Annotated in this window: 11 protein-coding genes and 1 tRNA gene; 8 read left to right on the top strand and 4 right to left on the bottom strand. The window is 69.9% G+C overall.

The annotated features are described in order from the left end of the window. Positions 1–38: 38 nt before the first annotated feature. Complete coding sequence (locus tag DFP88_RS00635; RefSeq protein WP_110812523.1) at positions 39–1,118, bottom strand: DUF2235 domain-containing protein; 1,080 nt, start codon at positions 1,116–1,118, stop codon at positions 39–41. 163 nt (positions 1,119–1,281) lie between these two features. Between DFP88_RS00635 and DFP88_RS00630 the strand changes: the two genes are divergently transcribed. Then, positions 1,282–4,338: a valine--tRNA ligase gene (locus DFP88_RS00630; RefSeq protein ID WP_110812522.1), complete on the top strand. Its 3,057-nt coding sequence runs from the start codon at positions 1,282–1,284 to the stop codon at positions 4,336–4,338. Beyond that, positions 4,335–5,435 (top strand): pyridoxal phosphate-dependent aminotransferase, encoded by a 1,101-nt coding sequence (locus DFP88_RS00625; protein ID WP_110812521.1) that lies wholly within the window; start codon positions 4,335–4,337, stop codon positions 5,433–5,435. The genes DFP88_RS00630 and DFP88_RS00625 overlap by 4 nt, the downstream gene beginning before the upstream one ends. An 8-nt stretch (positions 5,436–5,443) precedes the next feature. On the opposite strand, the gene DFP88_RS00620 is transcribed toward DFP88_RS00625, so the two are convergent. Then, entirely contained in the window at positions 5,444–6,427 is a 984-nt protein-coding gene (locus DFP88_RS00620; protein WP_146227387.1) for an acyltransferase, read from the bottom strand. Positions 6,428–6,648: 221 nt separating this feature from the next. Next, positions 6,649–7,830, bottom strand: coding sequence for a pyridoxal-phosphate-dependent aminotransferase family protein (locus tag DFP88_RS00615; RefSeq protein ID WP_110812519.1), 1,182 nt, complete (start codon positions 7,828–7,830; stop codon positions 6,649–6,651). 162 nt (positions 7,831–7,992) lie between these two features. Between DFP88_RS00615 and DFP88_RS00610 the strand changes: the two genes are divergently transcribed. The 4 genes from DFP88_RS00610 to DFP88_RS00595 all read left to right on the top strand — a co-directional run bounded on the left by DFP88_RS00610 (position 7,993) and on the right by DFP88_RS00595 (position 11,354). After that, positions 7,993–8,673, top strand: coding sequence for a fused DSP-PTPase phosphatase/NAD kinase-like protein (locus DFP88_RS00610; protein ID WP_110812518.1), 681 nt, complete (start codon positions 7,993–7,995; stop codon positions 8,671–8,673). A 2-nt stretch (positions 8,674–8,675) separates the two neighbouring features. Beyond that, positions 8,676–10,463 (top strand): ABC transporter ATP-binding protein, encoded by a 1,788-nt coding sequence (locus DFP88_RS00605; protein WP_110813258.1) that lies wholly within the window; start codon positions 8,676–8,678, stop codon positions 10,461–10,463. Between the two features lie 31 nt (positions 10,464–10,494). After that, positions 10,495–11,244, top strand: a complete 750-nt coding sequence (gene ygfZ / locus DFP88_RS00600) for a CAF17-like 4Fe-4S cluster assembly/insertion protein YgfZ (RefSeq protein ID WP_110813257.1) — start codon at positions 10,495–10,497, stop codon at positions 11,242–11,244. Positions 11,245–11,280: 36 nt separating this feature from the next. Further along, a tRNA-Gly gene (locus DFP88_RS00595) sits at positions 11,281–11,354 on the top strand. 23 nt (positions 11,355–11,377) lie between these two features. Here DFP88_RS00595 and DFP88_RS00590 read toward each other — a convergent pair. Continuing rightward, positions 11,378–11,986, bottom strand: coding sequence for a Crp/Fnr family transcriptional regulator (locus DFP88_RS00590; RefSeq protein WP_110812517.1), 609 nt, complete (start codon positions 11,984–11,986; stop codon positions 11,378–11,380). A 394-nt stretch (positions 11,987–12,380) separates the two neighbouring features. Between DFP88_RS00590 and DFP88_RS00585 the strand changes: the two genes are divergently transcribed. Further along, positions 12,381–14,216, top strand: coding sequence for an ABC transporter transmembrane domain-containing protein (locus tag DFP88_RS00585; RefSeq protein WP_110812516.1), 1,836 nt, complete (start codon positions 12,381–12,383; stop codon positions 14,214–14,216). Positions 14,217–14,308: 92 nt separating this feature from the next. After that, positions 14,309–16,204, top strand: coding sequence for an acyl-CoA synthetase (locus DFP88_RS00580; protein ID WP_110812515.1), 1,896 nt, complete (start codon positions 14,309–14,311; stop codon positions 16,202–16,204). The last annotated feature ends 5 nt before the right edge of the window (positions 16,205–16,209 follow it).

The raw sequence follows: 16,209 nt of genomic DNA, 5'->3' as shown, positions 1-16,209 counted from the left end.
GCGGCGTCGCGCGCCGTCCAGCGGCAGAGGCGGTGCGGCTACTCGGCGGCGGTCTGCCCGGCGCCGGTCTCCGGCCTTGGCTGCCAGCCCTCCTGCACCACGCTCTCGTGCAGACGCTCGGAGGGATCGGCCCCCACGGTCCGGCGGCCGCGCGACAGGAACAGCAGGTTCCAGCCGCCCCATGTGCCGCAGCCGGGCGCGGTGATGTCCTGCACGAAGCGGCGCCGCCAGCCGCTGGGCAGCGGCAGGCCTATGCCCTCGAGCCGGTCCAGCATCCAGACCAGCGGGATATTGGCCAGGGGCCGCGCCTCCTGCGCCTCGCCGAGCTGGCCGCCGATGTCGCCGTGGCTGCCGCGAAACCAGACCTGCTCCACCTCGGCGCAGCGATGGGGCGGCCAGTTCTCGGGTAGCACCCACATCACCGGCGCATAGGCGCGCCGCGTCTCGTCCAGCGCCAGCGCATGCAGCCCGTGCCGCACGTGCGGCCCGAGGGAATGGTCGTGAAAGGCATGCTCGGCCTCGGTCAGGCGCCAGAGCAGCGGCAGGCGCAGGCCCAGCGACTTCACGCAGTCCCAGACGGCGACGGCCTCGACCTCGATCCCCTGGTGGCATTCGATCCGCGAAAAGGCCCGCGCCGCCTGCGAGGTGCCGCCGCGCATGTAGTGCCGCCAGGCCTGCCGCACGCCGCGCACCGTGGCCCTGTCGCGCCGGAGCAGGCCGACCCGCCCGATCACCCCGGCCAGCGAGCGCACGGCATAGCCGCCGCGCGAATAGCCGATCAGCACGATCCGGTCGCCGGGCCTGAAGCGCGAGGCGAGGACGCCGTAGGCCCGCACGATCTGCCGGTCGAGCCCGCGCCCCGCGACCACGTCGAGGGTCGAGCGCCAGTCGCGCCACTGGATCCCCGCCTCGTAATACAGGCTCAGGTTGGCGCGCCAGCCGACCTCGCGCAGCAGCTTGTAGGTCAGGCCGGCATTGGTCTCGCGCCCCGGGGCGAGGCTGGACATGGTCCCGTCGAGGATCACCACATGCGTGGCGGGACCGCGCCGCGGCGCGGCGGCCTCCTCCAGCCGGGGGCGCCGGCCGAAGGCGCCCAATATCCAGTCCCGAAAGGCCATCCTCGCCTGCCTGCCGCCTCCTGCACCCCCGGTTTAGCCGATGAGGCATGGCAACGATCTTAACGAAGCGCGGCGCAGGGCAATTCCCTCGCCCCCTGCCCCGCGCACTTTCCCTTGCCCCGCCGCCGCGCTAGAGAGCCAAGGCCAAGACGGGAGCCTTATCATGGCGATGGAAAAGACCTTCGACGCGAAGACCGCCGAGGCGCGGATCTCGCAGATGTGGGAGCAGGCGGGCGCCTTCCGTGCCGGTGCCAATGCCTCGCGCAGCGAGACCTTCTCCATCGTATTGCCGCCGCCCAACGTCACCGGCTTTCTCCATGCCGGGCATGCCTTCAACCACACGCTGATGGACATCCTGACGCGCTGGCACCGGATGCGCGGCTTCGACACGCTCTGGCAGCCCGGCCTCGACCATGCCGGCATCGCCACCCAGCTTGTCGTCGAGCGCGAGCTGGCCAAGGAAGGCGGCGAGACCCGGCGCGAGATGGGCCGCGAAAAGTTCGTGGAGCGGGTGCGCGCCTGGAAGGACCATTCCGGCGGCACGATCATCCGGCAGGACCGGCGGCTGGGCAGCTCCATGGACTACGACCGCGAGGTCTTCACCATGGACGGCGCCTACCACGACGCCGTGATCCGCGTCTTCCGCGAGATGTTCGACAAGGGCCTGATCTACCGGGGCAAGCGGCTGGTGAACTGGGACCCGCATTTCGAGACGGCGATCTCCGACCTCGAGGTCGAGAACACCGAGGTCGCCGGCCACATGTGGCACTTCAAGTACCCGCTCGCCGGCGGCGAGACCTACGAGTACGTCGAGAAGGACGAGGACGGCACGGTCACCCTGCGCGAGACGCGGGACTACATCTCGATCGCCACGACGCGCCCCGAGACGATGCTGGGCGACGGCGCCGTCGCGGTCCACCCCTCGGACGAACGCTATGCGCCCATCGTCGGCAAATTCGTGGAAATCCCCGTCGGCCCGAAGGAGCATCGGCGCCTGATCCCGATCATCACCGACAGCTACCCCGACCCGACCTTCGGCTCGGGCGCGGTGAAGATCACCGGCGCGCATGACTTCAACGACTACGGCGTCGCGCAGCGCAACGGCATCCCGCTCTATGCGTTGATGGACACCAAGGGCGCGATGCGCGCCGACGGCCGCCCCTATGCCGAAGAGGCCGCGACCGCGCTGGCCATCGCCCGCGGCGAAGAGGACTGGACCGAGGCGAGCGTCGCCGCGATCAACCTCGTCCCCGACGAGCTGCGCGGCCTCGACCGCGCCGAGGCGCGCGAGGCGGTGGTGGCGCAGATCACGGACGAAGGCCTCGCCGTGATGACCACCGACGAGGAAGGCAACGCCATCCCGCTGGTCGAGAACAAGCCGATCATGCAGCCCTTCGGCGACCGCTCCAAGGTGGTGATCGAGCCGATGCTGACGGACCAGTGGTTCGTCGACACCGCGAAGATCGTCGGCCCGGCGCTGGACGCCGTGCGTGACGGCCGCGTGCGGATCATGCCCGAAAGCGGCGAGAAGGTGTACTACCATTGGCTCGAGAACATCGAGCCCTGGTGCATCAGCCGCCAGCTGTGGTGGGGGCACCGGATCCCGGTCTGGTACGGCCTCGACCTCGGCACGCCCGTCTCGGGCGGCGACGGCAACCTCGACGATGTCGATGTCCTCGGCCTGCTGCTCGAGGGCGGCATGGTGCACACCGGCGCCGTGATGCACACCGGCGAGGCGCTGGAGGAGGTGACGAGTGCCTTCCAGGACGAGATCGCCGATCTCCCCTCCCCGCTCAGCCATGCCCGCGTGACCGAGGTCGCCGACCGGGCCGAGGCGCTGGACGTGCTGGCGCAGAGCCTGGCCGATTACGCCACGAACCAGGACCCCTCGAAGCTGGTCTACCCGGTCTGGCGCGATCCCGACGTTCTCGACACCTGGTTCAGCTCCGGCCTCTGGCCGATCGGCACGATGGGCTGGCCCGAGCAGACGGAAGAGATGGAGAAGTACTTCCCCTCCTCCGTCCTCGTGACCGGGCAGGACATCCTCTTCTTCTGGGTCGCCCGGATGATGATGATGCAGCTTGCCACCGTGGACGAGGTGCCCTTTCACGACGTCTACCTGCACCAGCTCGTCCGCGACGAGAAGGGCGTGAAGATGTCCAAGGTGCTGGGCAATGTCATCGACCCCATCGACATCATCGACGAGTTCGGCGCCGATGCGCTGCGCTTCGCCAATGCGCAGATGGCGGCGATGGGCGGGGTGCTGAAGCTCTCGCTCGACCGGATCAAGGGCACGCGCAACTTCGGCACCAAGCTGTGGAATGCCTGCCGCTTCGCCGAGATGAACGGCGTTTGGGAGGGGCACGCCACGCAAACCGCCGCCCCCGCCGCGACCGCGCCCGTCAACCGCTGGATCCTCGCCGAGACCGCCAAGGCGCGGGCCGAGGTCGATGCCGCGCTGACCGCCTACCGCTTCAACGAGGCGGCGAACACGCTCTATGCCTTCACCTGGGGCGTGGTCTGCGACTGGTACGTCGAGTTTGCCAAGCCGCTGCTGATGGACGGCGACGAGGCCACGAAGGCCGAGACGCGCGCCGTCATGGCCTATGTCCTCGACCGCTGCATGATCCTGCTGCACCCCTTCATGCCCTTCATCACCGAAGAGCTGTGGCAGACCACCGGCAACCGCCCGAAGATGCTGGTCCATGCCGACCGGCCCGAGGACAGCTTTGCCGATCCGGCGGCCGAGGCCGAGATGCGGCTGGCCATCGCGATGATCGACGGCGTCCGCTCGGCCCGCGCGCAGATGAACGTGCCCGCCAGCCTCGAAGTGCCGGTGGTGCTGATCGGCGCGGATGCGCAGGTCCGCCAGGCCTGGGAGGCGAATGCCGCGATGATCCGCCGTCTGGCGAAGATCGGCGAAGTGACAGAGGCCGAAGTGGCGCCCCGCGGCGCGATCACTGTGCCCCTGCCCGGCGCGACGCTGGCGATGCCGCTGGCCGACCTGATCGACGCGGGTGCCGAGAAGGCGCGACTGGAGAAGAGCCTCGCCAAGCTCGACAAGGAGATCCGCGGCCTTGAGGGCCGGGCGAACAACCCCAAGTTCGCCGCCAGCGCCCCCGAGGAGGTCGTAGCCGAGACGCGCGCCAACCTCGCCGCCCGGATGGAGGAGCGTGCCCGCCTCGCCGAGGCCATCGCCCGACTGGACGAGATCGCGTGACGGACCCGCGGCTCACGCCGCTCGCCGCCGGGCTGCCGGCGACGGTGCCCTTCACCGGGCCCGAAACGCTGGAGCGGGCGGCGGGCCGCCCCTTCGCCGCCCGCCTCGGCGCCAACGAAAGCGTCTTCGGCCCCTCCCCCCGCGCCGTGGAGGCGATGCGCGCGGCGGCGGCAGAGGTCTGGATGTACGCCGACCCCGAGGCGCAGGAGTTGCGCGCCGCCCTCGCCGCCCACCACGGCTGCGGGGCGGAGCATATCCGCCTCGGCGAAGGGATCGACGGGCTGCTCGGCCTGCTGGTGCGGCTGACTGTCGGCCCCGGCGATGCCGTGGTCACCAGCGAGGGCGCCTATCCAACCTTCGCCTTCCATGTCGCGGGCTTCGGCGGCATGCTGCACAAGGTGCCTTACCGCGGTGATTACGAGGATCCGGGGGCGCTGCTGGACAAGGCGCGCGAGGTCGGCGCGAAGCTGATCTACCTCGCCAATCCCGACAACCCGATGGGCACCTGCCACCCGCCCGAGGTCATCGAGCGCATGGTCAACGGTATCCCCGAAGGCGCGCTCCTCGTGCTCGACGAGGCCTATGTCGATTTCGCCCCCGCCGCGCCGCGGATCGATCCCGCCGATCCGCGCGTGATCCGCATGCGCACCTTCTCCAAGGCCTACGGCCTTGCCGGGCTGCGGGTCGGCTGGGCGCTCGGGCCGGCCGATCTGATCGCCAGCTTCGACCGGGTCCGCAACCACTTCGGCATGGGCCGCATCGCGCAGGCCGGCGCGCTTGCCGCGCTTGGCGATCAGGACTGGCTGGCGCAGGTCCGAGGCAAGGTGGCGCAGGCGCAGGACCGCATCGCCGGCATCGCCGCCGGGAACGGCCTGGCCGCCCTGCCCAGCGCCGCGAACTTCACCGCCGTGGACTGCGGGCAGGACGGCGCCTTCGCCGCCCGCGTTCTGTCCGGCCTCGCCGCGCGCGGAGTCTTCGTGCGCATGCCCGGCCCCGCGCCGCTCAGCCGCTGCATCCGCATCAGCGCCGGAACCGAGGCCGACCTCGCCCGCCTCGCCGAGGCCCTGCCAGGGGCGCTGCAAGACGCCCGCGGCTGACGTCCCGGTCAGCCGCCGGAGCGGATCGCAGCCCCCCTGCCGCCCGCGTCGGCCTGGGGCCGGCGGCGCACCTTGCCGCGCATCGCCGTCTGAAGCGCCGGCGGCAGTGCGTCGATTGCGCCGTAAGCGAGCTTCGCGACGCTGAAGGCCACGAGAGGCGCGCCAAGGAAGAAGACGATGTAGAGCCCGGTGGTCTGCGCGCCGAAGACGCCCTTCCAGACCATCCACAGCATCGAGATCACGATGGTATGGGACAGAAAGGTCAGATAGGTGACTTCGCCCAGCTGCGCGATCCTGCTCCCGATGTCCCGGTGGGCCAGCAGCACGAGGGCCGCGCCCGCCATCGCCGCCCAGCGCGGCACCCGCAGCGGCAGACCGGTCCTGTAGAAGGCGGCTCCCGCAACCATGAAAAGCAGGATGCTCGGGCGAAGCACCAGCGGCTCGAGCAGGTCGAAGAGCGCGAGACCGAGGATCACCGGCAGCAGCCAGCCGGGGTTCAGCCGCGGCACCCGCAGGATCAGCGCCGTGATCACGCTCGCCGCCGCAAGATCGCGCAGGTAGCCAAGCGCGGGGGACACCGGCTCTCCGAAGAGGTTCAGGATGCCCTCGATCAGGATCAGCGCCGGGCCCTGACCCTGCAGCGTCCTGGAGGCTGAGGTCGGTGCCCCGAGCAGGGCAGGCAGGAGGCAGAGCGCCGCGAAGAGAGAGGCCCAGAAGACCATCGGCAGGTAGACAGTCTGCAGGCGCCGCAGCATCTGGTCGCCCAGCGTGCTGCGCTCTGCGGTCATCGCCAGCAGCAGCCCGCTGATGAAGCTCAGCGCCGCCACGCTCGATCTACCCAGGATATTGACCTCGAGCGTGCCGATCAGGACCATCGGCCAGTCGTGCGGCTGGCCCGAGAAGCCCGGGTTCACGTGAACCGTCATCATGAAGAAGATGCAGATCGGCCGCAGGACCGAGATCTGCCGGGACATATCTACGTCTATCGCCATGACTGTGCCTCCTCACGGAAGAACACAATCTTGGGAAGAGTGCTGTCAAGCGAGATTCAGGCTTTTTTGTGTCCTGGGGTCAAAGGGCCCTCCGCGCGGCATCCGGCTGCACAATCGGTGATCGCCCCGCCCGATGCCGCTGCCCCCTTCTTCATGTTTCTGCGAAATACTCCGGGGGGAGGCGGCCGCAGGCCGGCGGGGGGCAGCGCCCCCCCCCTTTCTCACGCCTCGGCGATCACCGCCGCCGCGGCACCCAGCGCGCCTTCGCCATGGGGGATCTGCAACGCCGTCAGCCCCGCCTCGATGGTGCCGAGCGCGCCCATGATCATGTTGGCATTGACGTGGCCCATGTGGCCGATACGGAACCAGGCGCTGCTGTCGTCGCGCCCCAGGCCGATGCCCAGGATCAGGCCGGCCTTCTCCTCGCACCAGGCGCGCAGGCGGTCGGCCTCGCCGCTGGCCATCCCGACCGAGGTGATGGCGCAGGAGCGCTTCGCCGCGTCGCGGATGTTCAGCCGCATGGAGCCGCCCTGCCCCCAGGCCTCGACGGCTGCCCAGACCGCGCGGGCCAGCGTCTCGTGCCGGGCCCAGACCGCCTCGAGCCCCTCTTCATTGATCATGTCGAGCGCGGTGCGCAGACCGTAGAGGTGGTGCGTGGGCGCGGTGCCGCCGAAGTTCATGTAGAACTGCTCGGCCTCGTCGCGGGGCGCCCAGTCCCAGTAGGGCGTGACCATGCCCGCGCTCTTGCGCGCCTCGGCCGCGCGATCCGAGAAATAGACGAAGGCCATGCCCGGCGGCGTCATCAGCCCCTTCTGGCTGGCGGTAAGCATCACGTCCACGCCCCAGGCGTCGAACTCGAACCGGTCGCAGCCCAGCGAGGCGATGCAATCGACCATCAGCAGCGCCGGATGCCCCGCCGCGTCGATCGCCGCGCGCATGGCGGCGATGTCGTTGACCACGCCGGTCGAGGTATCGACATGCACCGTGGTGATCACCTTGATCCGGTGCTCGGTATCGGCCTCCAGCCGCGCCTGCAGGCGCGCATTGTCGACATCGGTCTCCATGCCGAAATCCATCACCTCGACATCGGCCCCGAGGCGGGCGGCGACATCGGCCCAGCCGGCGCCGAATCGTCCGACCACCAGCGACAGCACGGCGTCCCCGCGGCTGAGCACATTGGTCAGCGAGGCTTCCCAGACGCCATGGCCGTTGCTGATGTACATCGCGCAGTGCTGCGTGCTGCGGGCCAGCGCCTTGAGGTCGGGAAACAGGCTGTCGGTCAGGACGTGCAGCTCTCCGGTGTAGATGTTCGGCGCCGCCCGGTGCATCGCCTGCAGCACCCGGTCGGGCATGACCGAGGGGCCGGGAATCGCGAGGTAGGAGCGGCCATGGGCGAGCGACATCTTGGACAACCTTTCGAAACTGCGTCGCGGCGGAGCCTTACGCCGCCCACACCCGGCGTCAATCCATGCGCCCGGCCTCGCCGTTGCGCCCGCCGCGGCATGGCGAAGCTTGCCCAAGCGCGGCCCAGCGCCTAATGAGGCGCCGCAACGACAGGCGGCTCAATGGCACTTTTCAGCAGGATCGCGGCGTTCCAGCAGCGCATCCGCCACGGCGCCCACCACCACCTCGGGGACGCCGAGGGCCGCTTCTTCGCGACGATGAACCTGATCGTGCACGACCACGTCTTTTTGCGCCGCTACTGGACCAACGAATGGCAGGTGGCGCCGGGGGTATGGCGGTCAAACCATCCCACGCATGGCCGGCTCGAGCGCTTTGCCCACCTCGGCGTGCGCAGCGTCATCAACCTGCGCGGCGAGCCGCAGGAGCCGTCCTATCTTTTCGAGACCGAGAGCTGCGCCCAGTTCGGGATGACGCTGGTGACGACCAAGCTGAACGCCAACAAGCCGCCCCAGCGCGAGAACCTGCTGCGCCTCTTCGATCTGTTCCGCAGCGTGGAGCGGCCCTTCATGATGCATTGCAAGTCCGGCGCCGACCGGGCGGGCCTCGCCAGCGCGCTCTACCTGCTCGCGCATGAGGGGGCGGATGTGGAAACGGCGAAGACGCAGCTGCACTGGCGCTACCTGCACCTGCGGCGCGGCAAGACCGGCGTGCTGGATCACATCCTCGATGTCTACGCGGCGCGCCACGCCAGCGCCTCGATCGGGATCGAGGACTGGGTGGCAACCGAATACGACCCCCAGTCGATCAAGCAAAGCTACAAGCGAAAGCGAGGCCTCGCATGAAGATGCCGCGCCCCGATCCGGACGACAGCCCCCATACAGAGGCCGCCCGCGGCCTCTTCGTCTGGCTGTGGCAGCACTACCTCAAGCGGCACTGGAAGCAGCTCACGCTGGCGCTGATCCTCATGACGATCGAGGGCGGCTCTCTCGGTCTTTTCGCCGGCATGATCGAGCCGATGTTCGACCGCGCCTTCGTGCAGGGCGAAAGCTCGATCCTCTGGCTTGTCGGCCTCGGCATGTTCGGCATCTTCGCCATGCGCGGCATCAGCAGCCTAGGCCAGCGGGTGATGATGACCTCGGTCCGCGAGCGCACGATGGAGCGTCTGCGCGGCGATCTTCTGCGCCATATCATGCGGCTCGACGGGGCCTGGCACCAGAGCCACCCGCCCGGCTACCTGATCGAGCGGGTGCAGGGCGATGTCGCGGCGATCAACCAGATCTGGTCCAGCATCGTCACCGGCGCCGGGCGGGACGCGGTCTCGGTCATCGCGCTTTTCGTGGTGGCGATGCGGGTCGACGTCTGGTGGACGCTGACCGCCCTCGTCGGCGTGCCGGTGCTGATCCTGCCCAGCCTCGTGCTGCAGCGCTACGTGCGCAAGCGGGCGCGGGCCGCGCGCGAGATCTCGGGCCTGATGTCCACGCGCCTCGACGAGGTCTTCCATGGCATCGCCCCGATCAAGCTGAACGGCCTCGAAGCCTACCAGTCCCGCCGCTACGACAAGCTCGCCCGCAGCCGGGTCAGGGCTCAGGTGCGCTCCTCCCTCGGACAGGGGACGATCCCGGCGATGGTCGACATCATGGCGGGTCTCGGCTTTCTGGGCGTGCTCTACGTCGGCGGCACGCAGATTGCGGCCGGCGACAAGACCGTGGGCGAGTTCATGGCCTTCTTCACCGCCATGGGCCTCGTGTTCGAGCCGCTGCGCCGGCTGGGCAACATGTCGGGCCTGTGGCAGAACGCCGCCGCCGGGATCGAGCGGGTGCGCAGCGTGCTGAACGCCGAGCCGAAGGTCGTCTCGCCCGCGCGGCCGCGCGAGCCCGAGGGCTCTCCGCCCGAGGTCGCGCTGACCGACGTGCATCTGCATTACGGCGATCTGCCGGTACTGCACGGGGTCAGCTTCACCGCCGCCGCCGGCAAGACCACCGCGCTGGTCGGTGCCAGCGGCGCCGGCAAGAGCACGGTCTTCAACCTTCTGACACGGCTGATCGATCCCGCCAGCGGCGAGGTCAGGATCGGCGGCCTGCCAGTGCAGCAGATGACGCTGGAGCGGCTGCGCGCCGAGATCGCCGTCGTCAGCCAGGACGCCCTGCTCTTCGACGAGAGCCTGCGCGACAACGTGCTGCTGGGCCGCGAGGGGGTCACCGACAAGCGCCTGAAGGAGGTGCTGGACGCGGCCCATGTCTCGGACTTCCTGCCGCAGCTCTCGCAGGGCCTCGACACGCCCGTGGGCACGCGCGGCTCGGCCCTGTCGGGCGGGCAGCGGCAGCGCGTCGCCATCGCCCGCGCGCTGCTGCGCGACGCCCCTGTCCTGCTGCTGGACGAGGCGACGAGCGCGCTCGACACCCGCTCCGAGGCGATGGTGCAGGCCGCCCTCGACCGGCTGAGCGAGGGGCGCACCACGCTGGTCATCGCGCACCGCCTCTCGACCATCGCGGATGCCGACAAGATCGTGGTGATGGAGCATGGGCGCGTCGTGGCGCAGGGCACGCATGCCGAGCTGATCGCCCGCGGCGGCCTTTACGCCGATCTGCACGCGCTGCAGATGCGCAGCCATTCCACCGGCGAGGACACCTGACGCCGGCGGATCGCGCCCCTATATGGGGGGCATGACAGACCGTACCCTCATCTCCGTCACCGGCGAGGACGCCGAGGACTTCCTGCAGAACCTCGTCACCAACGATGTGACCCGCACGCGCGGCGGCGGGATCGTCTATACCGCGCTGCTCACGCCGCAGGGCAAGCTGATCGCGGATTTCTTCGTCGTCGGCCAGGCCGAGGGGCTGCTGATCGACGCCCCTGCCGCCGTCGCGCCGCAGCTGTTCCAGCGCCTGTCGATGTACAAGCTGCGCGCCAAGGTGGCGTTAGCCGAAAGCCCGCTGCAGGTCCGCCGCGGCACCGGCACGCCGCCCGCGGGCGCCCTGCCCGACCCGCGCGATCCCGCCATGGGCTGGCGGCTTTACGGCGAGGAGGGCGGCGATGACGGCAGCGACTGGGACGCGCTGCGGGTGGCCGCCATGGTGCCCGAATGGGGCCGGGAACTCGGCCCCGAGAGCTACATCCTCGAGTACGGGTTCGAGCGTCTGAACGGCGTTGATTTCCGCAAGGGCTGCTACGTCGGGCAGGAGATCGCCGCGCGGATGAAGCACAAGACCGAGCTGCGAAAGGGCCTCGCTCGGGTGCGGATCGAGGGCATTGCAGAGCCGGGCGCCGCGATCAGCGCCGAGGGGCGGGAGGCCGGGACGCTGCACACCGTCGCCGGCGACAGCGCGCTGGCCTACCTGCGCTACGACCGGGCCCGCGGCGCCCTGGCGGCGGGCGAGGCCGTGCTGCGGCTGGAGGACCCGGCAGGCGCTTGACCCCTGCGCGGCGCTCGTCTAACCCCTCGCTCCAGCGCGGGTGTGATGTAGTGGTAGCCTGTCAGCCTTCCAAGCTGAACGTGCGGGTTCGATTCCCGCCACCCGCTCCACGCCGCCGGCCCGCAAATGGGGCCTAGGCCTCCTGCGCCAGAAAATCCTCAAGTGCCGCTGCATCGGTCACCGTGATGGTGCCATAGCCGATGGAGATCGCCCCCTGCCGGGCAAAGCGCCTGAGCACGGCATTCGCCGTGGGGCGCGAGACATTGGACATCTCTGCCATCTCGGCCTGCGTCACGACATGCGTGACCGGACCCGTGGCTGTGTCGGCCTCGCACAGGCGCAGCAGAAGGGCCGCGATGCGCTCGTCCGCGCGCCGCAGCAGCAGGTCAGAGATCGCCTCGATCACCGTGGCCTGGTTGTACTCGCTCAGCGACATCAGGCGCCGCCGGGCATCGGGCAGCTCGCGGGCGATCAGGTCGATGGCGCCGAGCGGCAGGTAGAGCACCGTGGACGGCTCCATCGCCCGGAAGGCGAGGCCGCGCGGCTTGCGGGTCAGCAGCGGCCCCTGCCCGAACCAGGCGCCGCGACGGAAGATATGCCCCAGCAGCAGCCCGGCGCGCCGGTTGGCGACCATCACACCGAAACTCCCCTCGCACAGCCCGAAGAGCCCGCTCGCCTCGTCGCCGATATGGTGGGTATAGGCGCCCGTGTCGTAAAACCGCCGCATCGCGTGCCGCAGCACGGCATCCTGCAGCGCCCGCGGCTGCTCCGAGAACCAGCCCCGGGTGAAGCTCGCCCTCGGGTCGGGGGCGCAACGGGTGGCGGCGTCGAAGGAGGACCTGGAATCGAGGGAGTTAATGGGACCGCACTCTAATTAACCGAATAGTCAGGAAAACGACATTTTCTGCCGCGTGATCAACTACAGGTGCACCGAGCCGGCGTGTCAAGGACGGTCACGAGGGTATTGTTTCCATAGCGGCTCACCATGGCACGCGCAGACCTTGCTGCGCGTGCCCCACTCCGCCCTGGACCCGCCCGCGCAGGGGTCCGGCCCCGCCCCCGCGCCAGCGGGTCCGACGGACTTGCAGCGCTCGCCCTGTGGGACTAGGTCGAAGCGCAGCCACAAGCGGGGCCAGATGGCCGATACAGACACCCAGACCGCGGTCCGCGACACTCCGCGCGACCCGCTCAAGGCACCGGCAAAGGACGGCGAGCGGGGCCGCTCGCGCGATCTCGGCGCGCTGCGGGCGCTCTGGCCTTTCCTGAGGCCCTACCGGGTCACCCTTGTCCTCGCCCTTCTCGCGCTGTCGCTGACGGCGACGATCAGCCTGACGCTGCCGCTGGCGGTGCGGCGGGTGATCGACAACTTCGAGGTCGGGCAGCAGCAGCTGGTCGACAGCTACTTCGCCGCCGCCCTCGGCCTTGCCGCCCTGCTCGCCGCCGGGACGGCGGCGCGCTACTACCTCGTGACCCGGCTGGGCGAGCGGGTGGTGACGGACATCCGCAAGGCCGTCATGGCGCGGATGATCGGCATGAGCCCCGCCTTCTTCGAGCGGATCATGACCGGCGAGGTCCTCAGCCGCGTTACCACCGACACCACGCTGATCCTCTCGGTCATCGGCTCCTCGGCCTCGGTCGCGCTGCGCAACCTGCTGATGCTCTCGGGCGGGCTGGTGCTGCTGCTGGTGACCTCGGCCAAGCTGACGGGGCTGGTGCTGCTGATCGTGCCGGCGGTGATCCTGCCCATCGTCACGCTGGGCCGGCGGGTGCGGACGCTCAGCCGGCAGAATCAGGACTGGATCGCCGCCTCCTCGGGCGGGGCGTCAGAGACGCTGCTTTCGGTGCAGACGGTGCAGGCCTTCACCCACGAGGCGCGCAGCCGCGACCGGTTCGACGCGGTCACGGAGCGCAGCTTCGGCGCCGCCAAGGCCCGCATCGCCACACGGGCACTGATGACGGCGATCGTGATCTTCCTCGTCTTCTCCGGTCTGGTGGGTGTGCTGTGGATCGGCGCCCGCGACGTCAGCGCCGGCCAGATGAGCGTGGGCGAGCTGGCGCAGTTCGTCATCTATGCCGTGATCGTAGCCGGCGCCGTCGGCGCCCTGACCGAGATCTCGGCCGAGCTTCAGCGTGCCGCCGGCGCCACCGAGCGGCTGGTCGAGCTTTTGCAGGCGCGCGACGCGATCCCCGATCCCGCCACGCCCCTGCCCGCCCCCGCCTTTCGCGGCGCGATCAGCTTCGACGACGTGCATTTCCACTACCCCTCGCGGCCCGACACGGCTGCGCTGGACGGCGTCAGCTTCGACATCCGCCCGGGCGAGACCGTGGCCCTCGTCGGCCCCTCGGGCGCGGGCAAGTCCACCGTGATCCAGCTTCTGCTACGGTTCTGGGACCCGGCCTCGGGCGAGGTGCGGCTGGACGGCGTGCCGCTGGACCGCATGGCCCGGCAGGACTTCCGCCACGCGCTGGCGCTGGTGCCGCAGGACCCGGTGATCTTCGCCGATACCGCGCGCGAGAACATCCGCTTCGGCCGCCCAGAGGCCACGGATGCCGAGGTCGAGGCCGCCGCCCGCGCCGCCGCCGCGCATGACTTCCTGATGGCCCTGCCGGGCGGCTACGACAGCTACGTCGGCGAGCGCGGCGTGATGCTCTCGGGCGGGCAGAAGCAGCGCATCGCCATCGCCCGCGCCATCCTGCGTGACGCCCCGGTGTTGCTGCTGGACGAGGCGACGAGCGCGCTTGACGCGGAAAGCGAGCAGGCGGTGCAGCGGGCCGTCGACGCGCTGGCGCGCGGGCGCACGACGCTGATCGTGGCGCACCGCCTGGCGACGGTGAAGAAGGCCGACCGCATCCTCGTCTTCGAGGACGGGCGCATCGTCGCCTCGGGCAGCCATGACGCCCTGGTGGCGCAGAACGGGCTTTACGCGCGGCTGGCGCGGCTTCAGTTCGCCGGTGGCATGGCGGCCGAATAACCCGGCGGCGGAACCTTGAACGCAAGGTCAGACTTGCTTCATCAGGCCTTGCAGGCCAGCCTCGGGTCACGCAAGCCATCGAGGGAGGAGCGATGAGCTACGCCGGTTACGCCGATCGCGCTGCGATCGAAGCTGAGGGCGACTGGGCCTCTCAGGACCAGCCCGCCACGATCCACGGACTGCTGACGCGCACCGCGCGGCGGCATCCCGGGCGTCCCGCGTTCAGCTTCCAGCTGTTCTCGGACCCCGATGCCCCTGCCGAAACGCTGGACTGGCAGACCCTGCACCAGCGCAGCGTCCAGGTCGCGAACCTGCTGCGCAGCCTCGGCGTGAACGAGGGCGACACCGTCGCCATGCTGCTGCCGAACTGCACCGAGGCGGTGACCACCTACCTCGGCGCGCAGATCGCCGGCATCGTCGCCCCGATCAACCCGCTGCTCGAACCGGCGCAGATCGCCGCCCTGCTGCGCGAGAGCGGCGCGAAGGTCGTGGTGACCCTGCGCGGCTTTCCCAAGACCGACGTCGGCCAGAAGACGGCGAAGGCGGTTGCGCAGGCGCCCTCGGTCGAGACCGTGCTCGAGGTCGATCTCGCGCGCTACCTGACCGGGGTGAAGCGCCTTGCCGTGCCGCTGATCCGCCCGCGGGTGAGGGCGGCGCACCGGGCGCTCGTCTACGACCTGAACAAGGAGGCCGCGCGCCAGCCCAAGCAGCTGACCTTCGCCGACAGCGCCGGCGACCGCGTCTCGGCCCGCTTCCACACCGGCGGCACCACTGGCATGCCCAAGGTCGCTGAGCATCGCTACAGCGGCCTCGTCTACAACGGCTGGATCGGCCAGCGGCTGCTCTTCGACGAAAGCGACGTGCTGATCTGCCCCTTGCCGATGTTCCATGTCTTCGCCGCCGTCGTGGCGATGGGCTGTGCGCTGGCCTCGGGCGCGCATCTGGTGATGCCGACCCCGGCGGGCTACCGGGGCGACGGCGTCTTCGACAACTTCTGGAAGCTGATCGAACGGTGGCGCGTGACCTTCATCATCGCCGTGCCGACCGCCATGTCGGCGCTGATGCAGCGCCCGGTGGATGCGGACATTTCCTCGCTGCGGCTGGCCTTCTCCGGCTCCGCCCCGCTGCCGGTCGAGCTTTACAAGCGGTTCGAGGCGGCGGCGGGCGTGACCATCTGCGAAGGCTATGGGTTGACCGAGGCAACCTGCCTCGTGTCGGTCAACCCGCCCGACGGCGAGAAGAAGATCGGCTCCATCGGCCTGCCCTTCCCCTATACCTCGGTGCGGATCGTACGCCCCGGCACGGACCAGCCGCTGGGGCCGGACACCGTGGGCGAGATCTGCGTCGCCAGCCCCGGCGTGACCCGCCACACCTATACCGACGAGGCGAAGAACAAGAGCCTCTACTGGATCGATCCCGGCAGCGGGCGGCATTACCTGCGCACCGGCGATCTGGGCCGGATGGACGAGGATGACTACATCTGGATCACCGGCCGGTCGAAGGACCTGATCATCCGCGGCGGTCACAACATCGACCCCGCCGAGATCGAGGAGGCCCTGTCCGCCCATCCCGCCGTCGCCATGGCCGGGGCCATCGGCCAGCCCGACGTCCATGCCGGAGAGCTGCCCTGCGCCTATGTGGAGCTTGTCTCGGGCGCCAGCGTCACGCCAGAGGAGCTGCGCGCGCATCTTGAAAAGACGGTGCACGAGAAGGCCGCGCGCCCCAAGCACGTTGAGATCCTGCCAGAGCTGCCGAAGACGGCGGTCGGCAAGATCTTCAAGCCCGACCTGCGCCGCCGCGCCATCACCCGCGTCTTCGACGCGGCGCTGGGAGAGGCCGGGGTCAAGGCCCATGTCGAGAAGGTCGTCGAGGATCAGCGCCGCGGCCTCGTCGCGAAACTGCGCAGCGACGGCCCCGCGGACGAGGCCGGCGCCGCGCGGGCGCTGGACGGATTCACCGTCCCCTGGGACTGGGCCGAGGGGGGCTGAGCCCC

Source organism: Pseudoroseicyclus aestuarii (assembly GCF_003217255.1).
Lineage (GTDB): Bacteria > Pseudomonadota > Alphaproteobacteria > Rhodobacterales > Rhodobacteraceae > Pseudoroseicyclus > Pseudoroseicyclus aestuarii.
This window is presented reverse-complemented; position numbering and strand designations above follow the sequence as displayed.